The organism is Arthrobacter sp. K5 (assembly GCF_040448525.1).
Classification (GTDB): Bacteria; Actinomycetota; Actinomycetes; order Actinomycetales; family Micrococcaceae; genus Arthrobacter; species Arthrobacter globiformis.
In genome coordinates, this window is the sequence record NZ_CP159279.1 from 1,390,733 (window position 1) to 1,409,970 (window position 19,238).

A 19,238-nucleotide genomic window follows, 5' to 3' on the forward strand; every position below is an offset into this window, starting at 1 on the left:
CCCGGCGGTCTCCATGTGGATAATGCCGTACGCGGGACGGAGCCGTACGCAGGAAGGACGCCGAACGGTCAGCCCGGGAAGGACGGGTCCGTGGGTCCCCTCAGCTGCGCCGACCATCCGTTGCCCAGCCTCTGGAAGATGCCGTCCCTGGACTGGGCATAGATCTCCTCCGGACCGTTGCCGGCGCTGAGGGCAACCAGCCCCGGCCACGGTGCAAGCTTCTGCGGCTGGGACGAGGTAAGGGACAGCAGTTCGGGAGTCACGTTCGCCGTGTCGCTACCCTTCATGACCACCGCTGTGGTGTCATTCACCCATACTCCCTGGTCCGGGTTGCCGCTCGCCTGCAGCGTGATGGGCGCCGTCAGTTCCTTGGGAGTGCCGTCAGCACCCCGGATGATGCCCGTTACCTGCACCCGCGTAGTGCCGTTCTGTTCGGAGATGACCAGTGCCCGGACACCTTCCCGGGAAACCCGGAAGTCCTTAACCGTGCGGCCCGCCAGCCAGGACGGCGTCAGCGTTACAGTGGGCACCGCCGCACCCTGGGCTATTCCGGTAGGCCGGAAGGCGGTCAGCTCCGTGACACCCTGGGCCCCCGGCCCCGCAGTCCACAGCCAGTCGTGCAGGCTGAACGACGGGTGCGTCAGCGTGCTGCGGGTGGTCAGGGCACGCGCGGGCTGGCCGGGCACCATCGAATAGAGGGTGCTGCGGCTGCCGTTCAGGAACGCTACTGTCTGCGAGACGGGTGACTCGGCCGGCGAGCGCGGTTTCAACGCCGCCACCGGCTGCATGTCGGGCAACGGCGACACCCTGTTGTTCTCGTAGCGCACCAGCTCGTTGTTGCTGACGGCTATCTGGCGCGCGGGAACATTTCTGTTCTGGACCGGCGGCAGCACGGAGCCGTTGTCCTCTACCCGGACGAGGTCCTGGTTGGCCCGCAGCTCCACGTTGATGACGTCCGGCTGGCTGCGGAATGTGAGGGCCAGCTGCGTCTGCATCCTGAGCCGGTCCTCGGTGGACGCGTCGGTCAGCTCCTTGGCCGACAGGTCCACCTGGGCTGCGCCAGAAACGACGGGCACCGACTCCCTGGCAAGTTTCATGCCGGACGGGAACGCACTGACGACGGCGCCCTTCAGATACGGGGCGGGTCCGCCGAGCAGGGCACTCGTCATGGACTTCACGGTCTTCTTTTTAATGAACCAGCGGACATCCGGAACGGCATACGTGAAGCTGGGGTCGTAGAAATAGATGGGGTAAGCACCGTAGATGACCTTGAAGGTCTCCTCGGGAATGGCGGTGCCGTCGGGGATCTTGGAGATGCGCCATTCGCCGTCAACCTGGACGAGCGTCACGGGGATGTTTTCCTTGGTTCCCGCCGGCATCTGGGTGGCCACGCCGTCGGAATCCACTGAGTACGCGACGTCCAGTTCGTAGTTGTAGACGCCCTCGACGCCGGTCTTCACCACCCGCTCGGAGCGGAACACCAGCGTCCGCTGGTCCGGTTTCCAGGCAACCGAGGACGCCTGCGTCAGGTACTGCCGCGCCACGGCATAGTCGTCCTCGTACCCGCTGCCTGCCAGGTAGAAGTCCTCAATGACCGCTTCCGGACTGGACCCGGTGCGCGGGGCGACGGGAAAGAACACCGGAGCGTTGGGATTTCCGGCGCTTTCGTCCGTGCTCCTTCCAACGGGGCCGGACCGCGGAATCTGGGCGCAGGATGCCAGGAACAGCAGAACGACGGCCAGCATCCCCGCGGCCAGTCCGCGGGCCGCCGGGCGCACCCGCCTCACGATTGCTTCCCCGTGCGTGCTGCCTCCGGTGTGCCCGCCCGGGCAGCCGCAGCAGGCTCGGCGTCCGTTGCCGGCGCAGCGCCGGAGTCAGGGCCACCTGCCGGTGCTGAGTCAACCCCTGCCGAGTCAACCCCTGCTGAGTCAACTGAGTCAACGGCATCTGGGTCCCCTGCCGCGGAGTCCTTCGGCACGGCGGCGGCGCCCGGCCCCAGGACGAGGACGCTGTGGCCGCCGGGGCTGCCCAGTGCCACGTCTGCAGGCTCAAGGGGCAGCGGCGACTTCGTGATGGTTCCGCCCTGTTTCAGCGGAAGCGTGAGCCGGAAGCTGGATCCGACGCCGGTGTTTCCCCAGGCCTGCAGCCAGCCGTTGTGCAGTTTGGTGTCCTCGGTGGCAATGGACAGGCCCAGCCCGCTGCCGCCCGTGGTGCGGGCGCGGGCGGGATCGGCGCGCCAGAACCGGTCGAACACCCGCGCCGCCTCGGCAGGACTCATGCCGATTCCGTGGTCCCTGACGGTGACGGCGACGGCGTCCGCGTTGGAGGCGACGGAAATGTTCACGGGCCGGCCTTCGCCGTGTTCGAGGGCGTTCAGAATCAGGTTCCGCAGAATCCGGTCGATGCGGCGCGAGTCCATTTCCACCACGACGCTGCCTTCCGGCGCATTCAGCAGCATCTCCGAACCGTACTCTTCGGCGACGGGGGCCGCGCCCTCCATCACATGGGAGATGAGCTGCACGATGTCAGTCGCCTCGGCATCGAGCATGGCGACGCCGGCGTCGAACCTGGAAATCTCCAGCAGGTCCGCCAGCAGCGACTGGAACCGCTCCACCTGGTTGTAGAGCAGCTCAGCCGACCTCTTGTTTATGGGGTCGAAGTCGTCGCGGGCGTCGTAGAGCACCTCTGCGGCCATCCGGACAGTGGTCAGCGGTGTGCGGAGCTCGTGGGACACGTCGGAAACGAACCGCTGCTGCATCTGTGACAGCGTGGCCAGCTGGGTGATCTGCTCCTGCAGGCTCGCCGCCATGTGGTTGAACGAGGCGCCGAGGCGTGCCATCTCGTCCTCGCCTTTGACCACCATGCGTTCCTGCAACTGCCCTGCTGCCAGCTTTTCCGACACCACGGCGGCGTGGCTGACGGGGCTCACCACGTTGCGCGTGACGTACCAGGCGATGGCGCCGATCATGAGGATCAGCGCAGCGCCGCCGGCCCAGAGGACATTCTGGATTTCGTTCAGGGTCTGCTGGGCGGTGTTGAGGTCGTAGATCAGGTAGAGCTCGTAAACGGTGCCGTTGAAGGTCACCTTGTTCCCGACGGCGATGCCTGGCCTGTCTTCGGTCCCCACCGGGAATTCCGTGGAAGCCCAGAACTGTTCCTTGCCGGAATCCTGGACTGCCTTCCGGAGGTCCGGCGGGATGACGCTGATGGTCAACTGGTCGGAGGCGCGCGACTCCACCCACCGGTTGCGCGGTTTGGTCTGCTCCGGCATCGCCTCAAACACGTACCGGCGCTGGATCACCGAGCCCCTGCCCTCCACGGCGTTGAGGGTGTCGTAGACAAGGGTGATCACGCTGGACTGGTCGGTGACCTGGGCGCCGTCGAACGTGTCCTGCACCTGTTTGACGTTGTAGCGCGTCTCGGACTCCGCCTGAGTCAGCCGCTCCTGGAACAGGTTGTTGGCAATCTGGTTGGACAGGTAGGCGCCAACGATCGCAAACGAGCTGATGGACAGCAGCAGGGTGGTCAGGACGGTGCGGAACTGCAGCGAGCGGCGCCACCGCCGCTGCAGGGAACGCAGCAGATACCGGATGCCGGGAAAGATGCGGTCGACGCCGGTGCGCACCAGGCGGGCGACCCGCAGCACGACAATGAGGGCGCGGCGCCGCCAGATCCGTGCTTGCGAAGGCAACCGTGCGAGCCCGGCGCCAAAAGCGTCGGTGTGCTCCGGGGCCGGACGGGGACCGGGTTTGCGTGAACCGTCCCGGGCATGCTCCCCCGAGGGAGCGCTTCCCGGGGTTTCGGAACCGGATCCCACGGGCGCCTCAGGGGGATTCTGGCCGTGGGATTCAGGATCCTGCTTTATAGCCGACACCACGAACCGTCATTACAACTTCCGGGGCTTCCGGATCACGTTCAATCTTGGACCTCAGCCGCTGGACATGGACATTGACCAGCCGGGTGTCAGCCGCGTGGCGGTAACCCCAGACCTGCTCCAATAGCAGCTCACGGGTGAAAACCTGCCAGGGCTTGCGCGCCAAGGCAACCAGGAGATCGAACTCGAGGGGGGTCAGCGAAATCCGCTCATCCCCACGGCTCACGAGGTGGCCGGCGACGTCGATCGTGATGTCCGCGATGCGCAGCGTCTCGGGCGCCTTCTGGTCGCCGGGCCGCAGGCGCGCCCGCACCCGGGCAACGAGCTCTGCCGGCTTGAAGGGCTTGGGCACGTAATCGTCGGCACCTGATTCCAGTCCCCTGACCACATCGGAGGTGTCCGACTTGGCCGTCAGCATGACGATCGGAACGTCCGACTCGGAGCGGATCTGCCGGCATACCTCGATGCCGTCCGTTCCCGGCAGCATCAGGTCGAGGAGCACGAGATCCGGCTTTGACGAGCGAAAGACGTCCAGAGCCTGTCCGCCGTCCGCGCAGAAGACGGGCTCAAAGCCGTCGTTGCGCAGGACGATGCCGATCATTTCTGCGAGCGCCTCGTCATCATCAACCACCAGAATGCGTGCCTTCATAGTTATATATTCCCTTATTGCTCTTGCTTTGTCTTATTGATGGGGTTTTCGGCGGGGCGCGTGCCGGCGCACCGGACATGGCAGTCTGGCGTCCACTTCGGTCCTAACCGCCCCGAAGCTAGGATGCCCGACGGCGGAACTATAGTCTGGAGGTGCCCGGCCGTTGGCCGGTGCGCACCTTGGGGAGGAACAGGTTGTCAGAGCAGGATCCGCAGCACGCGCCGTCCGGCCATGAACCACCCGGGCACCGGCCGCCTGAACACCGCCCGAGTGAACACCGCCCGCCGGAATCCTCCTCATCCGGCCAGCTCCCACCATACGGGCAGCTGCCCCCGGACCGCATGCCACCGCAGCCGGCCGAAAACACTGGCCAGAACGCGGGCCAGAACACCGCCCAGAGCACCGGCCAGCTCCCACCATACGGGCAGCTGCCCCAGCAGCAGCCTTGGGGCGCGCCCCCGCAGTGGGGCAGCCAGCAGCCCGGCCCCTACCGGCCCGGCGCCTCCCCACCCGGCCCCTTCCCGGCCGGCGCCCAGCAGCCGTACGGGCCGCCGCACCAGTGGGGCCCAGGCACGAATCCCGCCGGTCCTCCAAGGCCGAACCCCGCCGTTCCCTATCCCATGTACGCGGCCCCGCCGAAACCCGGTGTGGTGCCGCTGCGGCCGCTGATGTTCGGCGAAATCATGGACGGCGCCTTCCAGACGATCCGGCGGAATCCCACAGCCATGCTCGGGGCGGGCCTGCTGGCCCAGGCGCTGGGCGCCGTGCTCGCCGGCGTTCTCCCGTTGGTCACCCCGGCCTCCGACGCTTCCGCGGAGGCCTGGCTGGCGAACCTCAGCACTTCCGAGATGACCGGCCTCGTCACCGGCGTGGTGGGCGGCTTGGTACTTTTCAGCCTGGTCGCCGTGTTTATCTCCGTGGTGATGCAGGGGGCCATGGTGGTCCCTGTGGCCAGGTCCATCCTCAACCGGCACACCGGGTTCCGGCAGATGTGGCTGCTGGCACGCGGCCGGGCCTGGGCGCTGGTTCGCCTGGCCGGGATCGGGGTGGCAGCCGTGCTGCTGGCGGCGGCCCTCATCGCGCTGGCCACCATGCTGCTGGCCAATTCGATGGGCACCGGGTCATTGGTTATCGTACTTCCGCTGTTTCTGGCCTTTATTGCAGCCATGTTCTGGGTGTCCGTCAAGCTGACGGTCTCACCTGCGGTCATCGTCGTCGAGAACGTGGGGGCGCTGGACGGCATCCGGCGTTCCTGGGCCGTCACCCGGGGAAGCTGGTGGCGGGTCCTCGGCATCGTCCTCGTGGTGTCGCTGCTCGTGGGCATCATTGGCCAGATCGTCCTTATCCCGGTCACGCTGCTCTCCGGGCTGCTCACCACCGTCGCCGGTCCCCAGGATCCGGCCAGCCAGACGGCCACCCTGCAGGTGGTGGCCGGTGTGGCCACGGCGGTTGTGTCTGCCGCCGTCGGCGCGGTGGCGTTCGCCTTCCAGACCTCGGTCATGGCCTTGCTCTACCTGGATCTGCGGATGCGCAACGACGGACTGGATATCGCATTGCTCCGGCTGCTGGAAACCGGGAACGACGACGGCGGCATCCCGGGCCGCGGCGTGCCCGTCTACAGCTCGGTCCGGAACCGCGGGCCTTCCCGGCCCGGGGCTTACCAACAGGGCCCCTACCACCACGGCCCTTACCAGCCGGGGCCCCACCAGACTGGTCCATACGGAAATTCAGCAGGCTGGCCGCCGCCCCCGGGGCCGCCAACGATGCCGGGATGATCGCCGTCGGCCTCCTCCCGGGCCTGCAAGGCGCCACGGGGCTGCTACGGCGAACCCTGGAACCGCCGGTACAGCCTGACCGGGACGAAGCGCGCCGCTGGGCGGCGGAGGAGCTCTCCAAACGCGAGTACCGGGAGGCGGCACCCAACTGGCTGGAAACCCTCTGGCAGCAATTCCTCGACTGGCTGCAGTCCGTGGCCGATGGCCAGTCCCCGGCCGACGGACCTCCGGTGGCGCCCTTCATCGGCCTGGGCATCGCCATCCTGGTGGGCGTGGCCATCATCCTGGCACGGCCCCGGCTGAATGCCCGCCGCCGCGCACCCAAGGAGATCTTCGACGCCGGGACAGCCGCTACAGCCGCCGACTACCGGGGGCGCGCCAAGGCCGCAGCCGCCCGCGGCGACTGGGCGGCCGCCGTCGTCGAACAGTTCCGCGCGCTGGTGAGTTCCGCCGAGGACCGGGCCGTCCTGGACCCCCGGCCTGGCCGGACAGCCGACGAGGCTGCCGGACAGCTGACGCGCGCGTTTCCCGCGGCGAGCGACAGACTCGACGCCGCTTCCCGCATCTTCGACACTGTCCGCTACGGCAGCGGGAGCGCCCTCGCAGCCGACTACGCCGCGATGGTTGAGCTGGACTCGACCCTGGAAAGGCTCACGCCTTCCTACGCCGGGGCCGCGCCCGGCGGACTGGCGGTGCCTAAGTGACGCAGCTCCCCCGCACCGAACCCGGTGTTCCTGTCGCGCCCTGGCGCAGGAGGACCGGCTGGATCCGCAGGCACCGGGCGGGAGTGCTGTTCGGCGTTGCCATGGCCACTGCCCTAGCGGTGATCCTCGTACTCCAGCCGGCGCAACGGGCCGACAACCAGGAACTCTCCGTCAACAACCCCGGTCCGCAGGGGGCCAGGGCAGCAGCCCAGATCCTTGGCGCGCAAGGCGTCACTGTTGCGCAGACGGCGTCGTTCGACGAAACCCTGGCAGCGGCGCGTGCGGCCGGCAGCAGCGGGTCCGGCTCGACGGTCCTGGTCTACGACCAACGCGGGTTCCTTGCGCCCGAACGGCTCCGCCGGCTGCTCGCAGAGACTGAACGGCTGGTGGTGGTCTCGCCGCGCCTGGCCACACTGACCGGGCTGGGCGGCACCATCCGGCAGGCCGGGGTGGTCCCCGGCTCGGAGCGGACCCTCCAGCCCGGGTGCGCCGTTGCCGATGCCCAGGCCGCCGGTGGCATCAGCCCGGACGGAGGCTTCCTCTACACCGGCGGCACCGTGTGCTACGGCCCCTCCGGCAGCAGTGGGCGGGGCCTTTACGCCACGGCAGAGAACGGCAAGCTCGTGGTCATTGGGAGCACGGCCGTGATCAGCAACCAGTTCCTGGCCGCCAACGGCAACGCCGCGCTCACCCTGCGGACCCTGGGCAGCCAGGGACACCTCGTCTGGTACCTGCCGGGCCCCGGGGACCTCGGGGGCAACACCGCGCCGAAAACCCTGGCCGAACTTGCACCGGCGTGGTCGGTGTTCGTTGCGCCGTGGCTCATTGTGGTGGCCGTGTTTGCCGTGCTGTGGCGCGGACGCCGCCTCGGCCCGCTGGTGTTCGAACCCCTGCCGGTGGTCGTGAAGTCCGCGGAAACGGCCGAGGGCCGGGCCCGCCTTTACCACGAGGCCCACGACGTTGCCCGCGCGGCGGACACACTCCGTGCCGGCACCATCGTCCGGCTTGCCTCCGCCCTTCGGATGGGCACCGCAGCCGGGTTTTCTGACGCGGCCGGCCATGAGGTTGCAGCCGCCGCGGCCCGGCACCTGGACCGCAACCCCGCAGAAATACAGCAGATCCTTCATCACCGTCCCGCAACCGAGGCCCAGCTTGTCCGCTGGGCCCAGGACCTTGTCCGCCTAGAGAAAGAGGTACAGGCCAGATGAGCCAGCAGCCAAACGGCCACGAGCACGGTACTTACGGCGAGGCGCCGGTGGGCACCATGGCCGCTCCGCACGCGCCGGACCCTGTCCGGCAGGCGCTGCTGGACGTCCGCCATGAGGTAGCCAAGGCAGTTGTGGGCCAGGATTCCACGGTCACCGGCATGCTGATCGCCTTGCTCTCGCGCGGACACGTGCTGCTGGAGGGCGTGCCGGGTGTGGCCAAGACGCTGCTGGTCCGTACCTTCTCGGCGGCCCTGAGCCTGGACACCAAACGCGTGCAGTTCACCCCGGACCTCATGCCCGGCGACGTCACGGGGTCCCTGGTGTACGACGCCGCCAAGTCCGAATTCAGCTTCCGCGAAGGCCCGGTCTTCACCAACATTCTCCTGGCGGACGAAATCAACAGGACGCCGCCCAAGACCCAGGCCTCACTGCTGGAAGCCATGGAGGAACGCCAGGTGTCCGTGGATGGCGTGTCGCGCCGGCTGCCGGTGCCGTTCATCGTGGCGGCCACGCAAAACCCCGTGGAGTACGAGGGCACCTACCCACTGCCCGAGGCCCAGTTGGACCGCTTCCTCCTCAAGCTGACCATGCCGCTTCCTGACCGGGCCGCTGAAATCGAGGTGGTCCGCAGGCATGCCGCCGGCTTCGATCCCCGCGACCTCGCCGCGGCTGGCATCCGCCCGGTGGCCGGCGCCGACGAACTTGAACGGGCGCGGCGGGCAGTGGCCGCCGTCGAAGTGTCGCCCGAGGTGCTGGGCTACATCGTGGACGTGGTCCGGGCCACGCGCGCCGCCCCGTCCTTCCAGCTCGGCGTCTCGCCGCGCGGTGCCACCGCGCTGCTGAACACCTCGCGGGCCTGGGCCTGGCTGTCCGGCCGGAACTTTGTCACCCCGGATGACGTCAAGGCGCTGGCCCAGCCGTGCCTGCGGCACCGTGTGGCGCTCCGGCCCGAAGCCCTGATGGACGGCGTACAGGTGGACGACGTGCTGGGCAGCATCCTGGCCTCCGTACCGGTCCCGCGCTGATCCCGTGGCGATTTCCGGACGGCTGGTACTCCTGGCGGCGGCCGGGCTGGCGCCGGTGCTGCTCTTTCCCGGCTGGCTGACCGTGCTCGCGGTGCTTCTGGTCCTTGGCGCCCTGATCCTGCTGGACCTGCTGCTGGCCGCGGCACTGCAGCAGGTCTCGGTGGAAAGGTCGGCGCCCGCCAACGTTACGCTTGGAGGCACGGCGGATACTGTGCTGACGGTTCATAACAGCGGCACGCGCAGGCTCAGAGCCGTGATGCGTGACGCCTGGCAGCCATCCGCCGGGGCGGAAAACCCGGTCCAGGGGGCAGAGGTCCCGGCCGGTGAAAGGCGCCGTTTGAGTGTCAGGCTCAGGCCCGTCCGGCGGGGTGACCTCAGGGCGCCGCACATCACCGTCCGCTCCTTCGGGCCGCTCCGGCTGGCCGCCCGCCAGAAAACGGTGCACGCTCCCGGATCGCTGCGGGTGCTGCCGCCCTTCAATTCCCGGCGGCACCTGCCGTCAAAGCTCCGCAGGCTGCGGGAGCTCGACGGCAAGGCCGCTGTGCAGATCCGCGGCGCCGGAACGGAGTTCGACTCCCTGCGCGACTATGTCCGCGGCGATGATGTCCGTTCCATTGACTGGCGCGCAACGGCGAGACGGTCCGCCGTCGTCGTGCGCACCTGGCGGCCGGAGCGCGACCGCCGCGTGGTGATCATGCTGGACACGTCCCGGACCGCCGCTGCACGCGTGAACGACGAACCCCGGCTGGACACCGGCATCGAGGCCGCGCTGCTGCTGGGCGTCTTGGCCGAACGCGGCGGGGACCGCGTCAATTTCTTTGCCTTCGACCGCAGGATGCGCGCCCGGGCAGGCACGACGGCGGGCGGGAACCTGCTGGGTCAGCTGGTGCAGGCTGTGGCGCCGCTGCAGGCAGAACTCATCGAACTGGACTGGGCACAGGTGCCTGCCCAGGTCCGTGCGGTTTCGGTGCACCGTTCCCTCGTGGTCCTGCTGACCTCGCTGGATAGCGGCGCCCCGGAGGAAGGGCTCATTCCGATGGCGGCGCGCCTGGCCCAGCAGCACGTGGTGGTAGTGGCGTCGGTCCGCGACCCCCTGCTTGGCGAAATGCTCCAGGACAGGACGACGGCGGCGCAGGTGTTCCGCGCGGCGGCCGCGGAACGCGCCCTCGTGGAGCGGGAAGCCGTGAGTGTCCAGCTCCGCCAGCTCGGCGTCGAAGTGGTGGACGCGGAACCGCACCAGTTGCCGCCGGCCCTGGCCGACGCCTACATACGGCTCAAGGCGGCGGGTCGGCTGTGAGTTCCCGCCGGAAGACCGAATCACCAGACCAGATGTCAGGAGCCCCCATGAATGCCCCGATCTACCGCCAGGCCCTGGGGGCGGACTTCTTCCGGCTGCAGCCGGAACTGCAGGAGTACTTTTCACTTGCCCCGGGATCCGGCACCTTCGGCGTGGGCGAGGGCGTCTTCGATGTGGTGGGCTGCAGGCAGCGATGGCTGCGGCCGGTGCTGCGGCTGGCCGCAGGCGAGCAGGCGTTCTTTCCGGAATACGGCGAGGGCGTTCCGTTCCGGATCGAAAACCACGCTCATCTCGATCCGTTCGGCCGCTCCAGCCTGACTGCCCGGCGGGAGATCTTCTTCCCCGGCAGGACCAGGATCTTCCAGGACACCACCAGCGCGGAAGAGGCCGGCGCCGGCTCCCGGGCCCGCCTCGTGGACTACGTGGGCCGGTACCGCCGGCTGGTCACGGACCTCAACCTCGGTGTGACGGCTGAGGGCCGGCTCCGGGGAGTCTCCGAAGTATCCCGGCTGTTCCTCGGCCCGGTCCGGTTGCCGCTGCCAGCGGTCCTTGACGCCAAAGCCTACGCCGAGCAGTGGTGGGACCCGGCCGCGGGGGAAGCCGGGCGTCACAGGATCCAGGTGAAGGTGATCCAGCCGCAGCTCGGCCTCGTCCTGGTCTATGCCGGCCACTTCGACTACCGGCTGGAACCCTATCCGTCCGGAAATTCTTCTGCGGGCTTCCTTCCGGCGTACGCCAGGCCAGACCGCTGGGAGCGACGAAGCTGAGGAAGTAGCGGCGCGCCTAACCGAGTGCGAGCTGGTTCAGGCCGTCGGCGACCTGGGTGAGGCGGGTGAGGACCTCCGTTGCGGCGGCGGGCGACTGCCCTTCAAGGCCGCCCGACGGCGTGACCCGCACCGTGCCGAGCGCCGCCAGCGGCAGGCCGAGCTGCCGCCACGGGCGCCGGACCGAGTCCACAACCTCGGATGCTTTCGGCACGCCGCCAGGTCCGTCAGCCTGCAGGGCTCCGGCCCAGAGCCGCGTGCCGGCTTCGAGCGCCTCCGCGAGCTGTTCCCACTGCCGGGTGGTCAGGGCGCGCAGCGGAACGGCGATGGCATCCGCGCCAGCAGAGAGGATCCGTTCGAACGGGGCCTCGATTTCCGGCACCGCAATGGCGATCTCGGCGGCGCCGGCCCCGCGGAGGGCGTCAATCACCACGCGCCAGAGCTCCGTGACTTCCTGCCCGGCCACGGAACGCAGCGTCCGGTAGCCGCTGGAGGTGGGAATGGTGCCGGCGAGGACGGAAGCTATGTCCGGTTCATCGAGCTGCACTACGAGCCTGGCCCCGGGAACGGCAGCGGACACCTTGGCCAGGTGCGCCCCAACCCCGGCCGCGAGGGAGGCGGCGATGTCGCGGCGGGCGCCATAGTCGATCAGCGCCCGCTCGCCGTTGTGGAGGTGCAGTCCGGCAGCCAGGCTCAGGGGGCCCCGCAGCTGGACCTTGAATTCGTCAGCGGCGCTGTCCTCTTCGCCGGCAATGTCGGCCAGCACATTGATGTCCGTGGACAGTGCAGATCTTGCCCGCACCAGGTCGCGCCCGGGCCGGTCAACGATGCGCCAGCCGTGCGGCTGGACATCCACGGCCAGGTCCACCAGCAGTGAGGCGGTGCGGCCTATGGCGTCGGCACCGACGCCACGGTCGGGCAGCTCGGCAAGAAACGGCACGTGCGGGCTGCCGAGCTCACCGCGGATGATGCGGGTGGCCTCCACGGGATCCTGGCCCGGCCACGGTCCCAGTGCGGTGGCCGTCACCTGGGCCGGCAGCTGGATGTCTGCGTCCGGCACGGCTTAGGCGGTCAGCGGGGCTGTTGGGCTGGCCGTTCCGTTGGAAGTTCCCCCGGCGGCATTGTGGTCCTCGGCGATCGCCTCGTGGTGCCGGATGACCTCGCCGATGATGAAGTTCAGGAATTTCTCCGCAAAGGCCGGGTCCAGCTGCGCGTCCTCGGCAAGGCGGCGGAGCCGGGCAATCTGGGCGGTCTCGCGTCCGGGATCCCCGGCCGGAAGACGGTGGGCAGCCTTCAGGAAGCCCACCTTCTGCGTCGCTTTGAACCGCTCTGCCAGGAGGTACACGAGGGTTGCGTCGATGTTGTCGATGCTCGACCGGATTGACAGCAGTTCCGCCATTACCGCGGGATCCACATGCCCGGCCAATGAACTGGCGGCGGGATTGTAGGAGTCGGTATCAGGCAGATCATGGTTTAGCTCGGTCATGGTTCCAGTCTATGGGCACCGCAGGACTCTCTGCCCGTGTTAAGGATGCCGGCAGAAAATGTAGTGTTGGCACATACCGTTGAGGGAGGACGCACATGAGGATCGCAGTTCTTGGTACCGGAATGGTGGGCAGGACCCTGGCGGGAAAACTCGTGGAGTCCGGGCACGACGTCGTTCTCGGCTCACGGAGCGCCACCAATGAGGCTGCCGTGGGGTGGGCAGCGGAAGCAGGGCCGCGGGCCAAGGCCGCGACCTTCTTCGACGCCGCGGCGGAGGCCGAGGTGGTCATCAATGCGACGCCCGGAACTGTTTCCCTAGAAGTGCTGGCCGCGGCCGGCACGAAGAACCTCGCGGGCAAGGTTCTGATCGATGTGGCCAATCCGCTGGACGCTTCGGCCGGCTTCCCGCCGTCGCTCTCCATCTCCAACACCGACAGCCTGGCGGAAACCATCCAGCGGACGTTTCCCACAGCCCGCGTGGTGAAGGCACTGAACACCATGCGCGCCGATGTCATGGTGGCACCGGAACAGCTGGCGGGCGGGGATCACGACGTGTTCATGGCCGGGGACAACGCTGAGGCCAAGGAAGTGGTGGCCGGACTCCTGCGGGAATTCGGCTGGCGGCCCGAACACATCAGGGATCTGGGCCCGCTCGAGGCGGCACGGGGGCTGGAAATGTGGCTGCCGCTCTGGCTGCGGATTTTCCTGAAGCAGGGGAACAGCGTGTTCAACATCAAGGTGGTCTCTGAATAGGGCAGCAGGCCCGTATCCCATTACTTCGCGGAGAGTGGGATACGGGCCTGCCCGTGCAATGTCCGGCTAGAAACGCATCTAGATGCCCAGCAGTGCGCGGTGGTCCTCGCGGCGTTTGGCCTGTTCGGCGGGGTCCGGGACTGGCAGCGACGCGATCAGGCGCTTCGTGTAGTCGTGCTGCGGAGCACCCATGACGTGGTGGCCGATCCCCTGTTCAACGAGCTTGCCTTTGTACAGCACCCCGACCCAGTGCGAGAGCATGTCCACCACCGCGAGGTCGTGGCTGATGAACAGCGCCGCGAACCCGAACTCCTGCTGGATTTCCCGGAAGAGCTCCAGCACCTTCGCCTGCACCGAAACGTCCAGCGCCGACGTCGGCTCATCGGCGATGAGCAGCTTCGGGTTCAGGATCAGCGCCCGCGCCAGGGATGCGCGCTGGCGCTGCCCGCCGCTGAGCTCATGCGGGAAACGGTCGGCGTACGACGCCGGCAGCTGGACTGACTCCAGCAGCTCACCGACGCGTTTGCGCGCCTGCGCCGGTGACGGGTTGGTGTGGATGACCAGCGGTTCGGCGACGCAGTCGCCGATGGTCAGCTGCGGGTTGAAGGACGCCGCCGGGTCCTGGAAGACGAACCCGATCTCCTTCCGGAGCGGCTTGAAGCTCCGTTCCTTGAAGTTCAGCATCTCGTAGCCCAGCACGTTCAGGCTTCCGCCGGTGGTCCGGTTGAGGCCGGCGATGGCCCGGCCGATGGTCGTCTTGCCCGATCCCGATTCGCCGACGAGACCGAATACCTCGCCCTCGGACACTGTGAAGCTGACGCCGTCCACGGCCTTGAACGCGGGGCTGCCCAGCCGTCCTGGATATTCGATGGTGAGGCCCTTCGCCTCCACGAGGACCTTGCCGTCCTGGTGTGCCCGTTCCGTCATCCCTTCCGACGCCGAATGCCGGCCAAGGTGCGGCACGGCGGCCAGCAGCTTCCGGGTGTAGTCCTGCCGCGGCTCGGCGAAGAGGGACGTCGCAGAGGCCTCCTCGACGACGTCGCCCCGGTACATCACCACGACGCGGTCCGCGAGGTCGGCCACCACGCCCATGTTGTGCGTGATCAGCACAATGGACGTCCCGTACTTGTCCCTCAGGTCCCGCAGGAGCTCGAGGATCTCCGCCTGCACGGTGACGTCCAGGGCGGTGGTGGGCTCGTCAGCCACGATCAGCCCCGGGTTCAGGGCGAGCGCAGCGGCGATGACCACGCGCTGCTTCTGGCCGCCGGAGAACTGATGGGGGTAGTAATTGACGCGCGTTTCCGGGTCCGGGATGCCCACTTTGCGCAGGGCTTCGACGGCCCTGGCCTTTGCCTCCTTCGCCGTGACCCGTTTGCCGCCGTCCCGGCCTGCGTGGGCGAGGATCCCTTCGGCGATCTGCCAGCCGACGGTGAACACGGGGTTCAGCGCCGTGGACGGCTCCTGGAAGACCATGGCCACGTCCCGCCCCCGGATCTGGCGGAGCTTACCGGGGCTGACGCTGATGACGTTGTTGCCGTTGATCAGCACCGCGCCGGAGCTGATGGCAGTTTCCGGCAGCAGGCCCAGGATGGTCTTGGCCGTCACGGTCTTGCCGGAGCCGGACTCGCCGACGATGGCCAGCACCTCCCCCGCCTTCACTTCAAGGCTCACGTCCTTGACGGCGTACACGTCCCCGGCGTCAGTGGCGAACGTGACCTTGAGGTGGTCAATGTCCAGCACGGGTCCGGTGCCGGCCGCGTGCCGGTCCGAAACCGATCCGAGGTTAATGGTCATGAGCTTCTCACATCTGCTGAAATGGCTGCCTGGGCCGCCGCGGTGGTGTCGGGTCCGCCCTTATTCCCGGCGCGCTTGCGGCCGCGGAGGCGGGGATCGTTAAGGTCGTTGATGCTCTCCCCCACCAGCGTGAGGCCAAGGACTGTCCAGACGATGGCAAGGCCCGGGAACACGCCGGTCCACCAGATGCCGGACGTGGTGTCCGCGAGTGCCTTGTTCAGGTCGAAGCCCCATTCGGCGGCGGATGAGGGTTCGATGCCGAAGCCCAGGAAGCCCAGGCCCGCGAGGGTCAGGATCGCCTCGGACGCATTCAGGGTGAAAATCAGCGGAAGGGTGCGGGTGGCATTGCGGTAGATGTGCCTGCCCATGATGCGGATGCTTGACGCGCCCACCACCTTCGCCGATTCGACGAAGGGTTCCGCCTTGAGCCTAATGGTCTCCGCCCTGATGACCCTGAAGTACTGCGGAATGAACACCACGGTGATGGAGATTGCCGCGGCGAGCACACCGCCGAAGAGGCTGGACTCGCCACCGCTGATGACGATGGCCATGACGATGGCCACCAGCAGGGACGGGAACGCGTAGATGGCATCTGCCACCACCACGAGGACGCGGTCGAGCCAGCCGCCGAGGTAGCCGCTCACCAGACCGAGGATGACACCGGCGAAGATGGACAGGACCACGGCCACCACGATCACGAGGATGGCGGTCTGGGAGCCCCAGATGACCCTGGACAGGACATCGTAACCGCCCACGGTGGTGCCCAGCGGATGCTTTCCGCCGGGGGGCTGCTGCGTGGGGAAGCTGCCGTCCGCGTCGGAGAGTTGGGCGAATCCGTAGGGGGCAAGGAGCGGCGCGAAGATGGCGGTCAGGAGGAAGACGCCTGTCAGGACGAGGCCGACGACGAGCATCCCGCGCTGGAGACCGACGCTCTTGTTGAAATGGGAGATGACGGGCAGCCGCTTGAACAGCGGCGCCCTGCGGTCTGTCGTGGCTTCCAGTGGAGTTGTGGTGCTCATGTCAGTACCTCACGCGGGGATCGATCAGCGCGGCCACGATGTCCACGATGAAGTTGGTGACGGCGACGATGACGGCGAGGAGCACCACGATGCCCTGGACCGCCACGAAGTCGCGGGCCGTCAGGTAGTTCGCCAGCTGGAAGCCCAGCCCCTTCCACTCGAAGGTGGTCTCGGTGAGCACGGCACCGCCCAGCATCACGGCGATCTGCAGGCCCATCACGGTGATGATGGGGATCAGTGCCGGCTTGTAGGCGTGCTTGGTGACCAGCCGGAATTCGCTGACGCCCCGTGAGCGTCCGGCCTCGATGTAGTCCCGGCCCAGGGTGCCGATGACGTTGGTGCGCACCAGCCGCAGGAAGATGCCTGCAGTCAGCAGGCCCAGGGCCATGGCAGGCAGGACGGCATGCGCCATAACGTCGCCGAGTGCGGCCATGTTGCCGCTTCTGAGCGCGTCGAGCCAATAAATTCCTGTTGGCGCCTGCAGGCCGGTGAGGGCAAGTTCGCTGGAGGTTTTTGCCCGTCCCGCAACCGGGAGCCAGCCGAGCCACACCGCAAAGGTCAGCTTCAGCAGCATGCCGGCGAAGAACACGGGAGTGGCGTAGCAGAGGATGGCGAAGACACGCAGCACGGCGTCGGGAAGGTGGTCGCGCCGGTGCGCGGCGATCATCCCGAACGGGATGCCCACCAGCAGTGCGACGATCAGCGCATTGATGGTCAGTTCGAGGGTGGCTGAGCCGTACGTGGTCAGCATCTCCGTGACTTTGCGGTTGTCGGAGAGGGTGGTTCCGAAGTTGCCCGTGACGAGCTGGCCCAGGTATTCGAAGTACTGCACGGGAAGCGGGCGGTCATAGCCGGCCGCATGGATCCGTTCCTGCAGCTGCTCCGGGGGCAGCCGGCCGCCCAGTGCGGCCGTGATGGGATCGCCGGTGATCCTCATCAGGAAGAACACCATGGTGACCAGGATGAAGATCGTGGGAAAGATCAGGAGGAACCTGATCAGAAGGTATTGGCCCAGTCCCCCGCCGGACTTCTTTTTCTTTGTCGGCAAAAGGCCGTCGGCGTCGCTTGGCGGCGCCTCGATGAGAGTTGTCATTACTGCCTGATTCTGTGTTTCCGGGTCCGTTGCGGGCCTGGAATCGGCTGTTCAGTGGCCAGCAGGAAGGCGGGACGCCCGGACGGCGTCCCGCCTCCTTGGCTGGTGAGGACCTGATGGGTGGAGTCCTACTTCGAGATCACTCCGAGGCGGGTCTTGAACGAGGCGTCGAGGGTCTGCTCCACGCCCTTGATCTCTGCGCCCGCCACCATGAGCTGCGCGCCCTGCAGCAGCGGCAGGGTGGAGAGATCCTTGGCGACGGCGGTCTGGGCCTCGCCCAGCACCTTGTCGCGTTCGCCCTTGTCCACAGTGGTGAGCTGCTTGGTTACGAGGTCGGTGACAGCGGGGTTCTCGTAGTGGTTCTTCAGGAAGTTGCCGGGAACGAAGAACGGCGTGAGGTAGTTGTCGGCGTCGGAATAGTCCGGGAACCAGCCGAGCTGGTAGACGGGGTAGGCATCGGCCGTCCGGGCCTTGGAATACGTGACCCATTCGGTGGACTGGAGGTCCACCTTGAACAAGCCCGACTTTTCCAGCTGTTCCTTGATCATGGCGTACTCGTCACCTGACGACTTGCCGTAGTGGTCGGGGTTGTACTGCAGCTTGATGTTGACGGTGCCGGTGATGCCGGCGTCGGCAAAGGCCTTCTTTGCCTTGTCCAGGCTGGGCTTGCCGTTGCCGTCGCCGTACATTTCCTTGAGCGGCTGGATGGCGCCGTTGAAACCGTCCGGAACAACGGAGTAGGCGGGCAGGTAGGTGCCCTTGTAGACCTGGGTGGCGATAGCGTCGCGGTCCACGATGTTGGCCATCGCCTGACGTACGGCGAGCGCTTTCTTGGCATCGGCGTCGGCCGTCTTGGCACCGAACGGCATGGTGTCAAAGTTGAAGACGATGTAGCGGAGTTCGCCACCGGGGCCCTTGTGCACCTTGACCTTCGAGTCCTTTTCAAGGTCAGCGGCATCGGTGGCGGTCAGGCTGCGGCCGGCGACGTCGATGTTGCCCTGCTGGACGTCCAGCTTCAGGTTGTTGGAGTCGGCGTAGTACTTGATGTTCGCGCCGTCGTTGGCGGGCTTGCCCAGGAGCCCCTGGTAGTCCGGGTTGGCCTTGAGGCTGACGAGTTCGTTCTTCTTGTAGCTCTCAATGGTGTACGGCCCGGCAAACGGCTTGCCCTTGACGATCTCGTCATCGCTCAGGACCTTGTCCGCCGGGAAGACTTCTTCGTCCACGATGGGTCCGGAGTTGGCGGCCAGAACGCCGGGGAAGACCTGGTCGTTGCCTGCCTTGAGGGTGAACACGACGGTGGAGTCGTCCTTGGCCTCCACGGACTTCAGGTTCGACAACAGTGCGGCCGGGCCGTTGGGGTCGGCGATCTTGACTACGCGGTCGATCGAGAATTTGACGTCGGAGGAGGTCAGTGCGTGTCCGTTGGCGAACTTGAGTCCCGGCTTGAGCTTGACGGTGTACTCAGTGGGGGTGGTGAACGACGCCGATTCGGCAATGTCCGGAACGGAGTCGGCACTTCCCGGTTTGGAGTTCATGAGAAATGGGTAGACCTGGTTCATCACCATGAACGACCCGGCGTCGTAGGAGCCGGCCGGGTCCAGGGTGACGACCTTGTCCGTGGTCCCGTAGGTGATGGTGCCTCCGCCGGCGCCGCCGGTGGATGTGCCGCCGCCACCGGAAGGGCCGGTGCAGGCTGTGAGTGCGAAAGCGGAAACGCCTGCCAGCGCGATAGCGCTCCGCAAGGCCCTCTGATTCTTTGCCATCTGTGAACTTTCTGTTCGATGAGTACGCGCGGGGT

The 19,238-nt window shown here is 67.3% G+C and carries 16 protein-coding genes; 7 read left to right on the top strand and 9 right to left on the bottom strand.

The features are described from left to right. Positions 1–68: 68 nt before the first annotated feature. From ABRP34_RS06205 to mtrA, 3 genes are all read right to left on the bottom strand, one after another. On the bottom strand, positions 69–1,745 hold the full coding sequence (locus tag ABRP34_RS06205) for an LpqB family beta-propeller domain-containing protein (protein WP_353713315.1): 1,677 nt from the start codon (positions 1,743–1,745) through the stop codon (positions 69–71). A gap of 38 nt (positions 1,746–1,783) precedes the next feature. Beyond that, positions 1,784–3,691: an MtrAB system histidine kinase MtrB gene (gene mtrB, locus ABRP34_RS06210; RefSeq protein ID WP_353712601.1), complete on the bottom strand. Its 1,908-nt coding sequence runs from the start codon at positions 3,689–3,691 to the stop codon at positions 1,784–1,786. Between the two features lie 157 nt (positions 3,692–3,848). After that, positions 3,849–4,523: an MtrAB system response regulator MtrA gene (gene mtrA / locus ABRP34_RS06215; protein WP_003804986.1), complete on the bottom strand. Its 675-nt coding sequence runs from the start codon at positions 4,521–4,523 to the stop codon at positions 3,849–3,851. Positions 4,524–4,864: 341 nt separating this feature from the next. Between mtrA and ABRP34_RS06220 the strand changes: the two genes are divergently transcribed. From ABRP34_RS06220 to ABRP34_RS06245, 6 genes are read left to right on the top strand one after another with little or no spacing between them, the layout of a single operon-like run. Beyond that, on the top strand, positions 4,865–6,298 hold the full coding sequence (locus ABRP34_RS06220; protein WP_353712602.1) for a hypothetical protein: 1,434 nt from the start codon (positions 4,865–4,867) through the stop codon (positions 6,296–6,298). Continuing rightward, the gene (locus tag ABRP34_RS06225; RefSeq protein WP_353712603.1) at positions 6,295–7,002 is read left to right on the top strand and encodes a DUF4129 domain-containing protein; all 708 of its coding nucleotides are present in this window, start codon (positions 6,295–6,297) and stop codon (positions 7,000–7,002) included. Before ABRP34_RS06220 ends, ABRP34_RS06225 begins: the two co-directional genes overlap by 4 nt. Continuing rightward, positions 6,999–8,210, top strand: a complete 1,212-nt coding sequence (locus ABRP34_RS06230; protein ID WP_353712604.1) for a DUF4350 domain-containing protein — start codon at positions 6,999–7,001, stop codon at positions 8,208–8,210. Before ABRP34_RS06225 ends, ABRP34_RS06230 begins: the two co-directional genes overlap by 4 nt. A 56-nt stretch (positions 8,211–8,266) precedes the next feature. Continuing rightward, positions 8,267–9,235 (top strand): MoxR family ATPase, encoded by a 969-nt coding sequence (locus ABRP34_RS06235; RefSeq protein ID WP_353713316.1) that lies wholly within the window; start codon positions 8,267–8,269, stop codon positions 9,233–9,235. A gap of 4 nt (positions 9,236–9,239) precedes the next feature. Continuing rightward, the gene (locus tag ABRP34_RS06240) at positions 9,240–10,532 is read left to right on the top strand and encodes a DUF58 domain-containing protein (protein ID WP_353712605.1); all 1,293 of its coding nucleotides are present in this window, start codon (positions 9,240–9,242) and stop codon (positions 10,530–10,532) included. A 47-nt stretch (positions 10,533–10,579) separates the two neighbouring features. Further along, entirely contained in the window at positions 10,580–11,299 is a 720-nt protein-coding gene (locus ABRP34_RS06245) for a DUF4166 domain-containing protein (protein ID WP_003804998.1), read from the top strand. Positions 11,300–11,315: 16 nt separating this feature from the next. Here ABRP34_RS06245 and ABRP34_RS06250 read toward each other — a convergent pair whose 3' ends face one another. After that, on the bottom strand, positions 11,316–12,356 hold the full coding sequence (locus ABRP34_RS06250; protein WP_353712606.1) for a hypothetical protein: 1,041 nt from the start codon (positions 12,354–12,356) through the stop codon (positions 11,316–11,318). Positions 12,357–12,359: 3 nt separating this feature from the next. Continuing rightward, positions 12,360–12,782 carry a chorismate mutase gene (locus ABRP34_RS06255; RefSeq protein ID WP_003805002.1) on the bottom strand — a complete coding sequence of 141 codons (423 nt, stop codon included), beginning with the start codon at positions 12,780–12,782 and terminating at the stop codon, positions 12,360–12,362. Between the two features lie 95 nt (positions 12,783–12,877). Between ABRP34_RS06255 and ABRP34_RS06260 the strand changes: the two genes are divergently transcribed. Then, positions 12,878–13,534, top strand: coding sequence for an NAD(P)-binding domain-containing protein (locus ABRP34_RS06260; protein ID WP_353712607.1), 657 nt, complete (start codon positions 12,878–12,880; stop codon positions 13,532–13,534). Positions 13,535–13,612: 78 nt separating this feature from the next. Here the strand turns inward: ABRP34_RS06260 and ABRP34_RS06265 are convergent, their stop codons facing one another. From ABRP34_RS06265 to ABRP34_RS06280, 4 genes are all read right to left on the bottom strand, one after another. Further along, a complete protein-coding gene (locus ABRP34_RS06265) occupies positions 13,613–15,328 on the bottom strand; it encodes an ABC transporter ATP-binding protein (protein WP_353712608.1) in 1,716 nt (571 codons plus the stop codon). Continuing rightward, the gene (locus ABRP34_RS06270) at positions 15,325–16,347 is read right to left on the bottom strand and encodes an ABC transporter permease (protein WP_353712609.1); all 1,023 of its coding nucleotides are present in this window, start codon (positions 16,345–16,347) and stop codon (positions 15,325–15,327) included. The genes ABRP34_RS06265 and ABRP34_RS06270 overlap by 4 nt, the downstream gene beginning before the upstream one ends. A 1-nt stretch (position 16,348) precedes the next feature. Further along, the gene (locus ABRP34_RS06275; protein WP_353712610.1) at positions 16,349–17,440 is read right to left on the bottom strand and encodes an ABC transporter permease; all 1,092 of its coding nucleotides are present in this window, start codon (positions 17,438–17,440) and stop codon (positions 16,349–16,351) included. 128 nt (positions 17,441–17,568) lie between these two features. Continuing rightward, entirely contained in the window at positions 17,569–19,203 is a 1,635-nt protein-coding gene (locus ABRP34_RS06280) for an ABC transporter substrate-binding protein (protein ID WP_003805011.1), read from the bottom strand. Between the last annotated feature and the right edge of the window lie 35 nt (positions 19,204–19,238).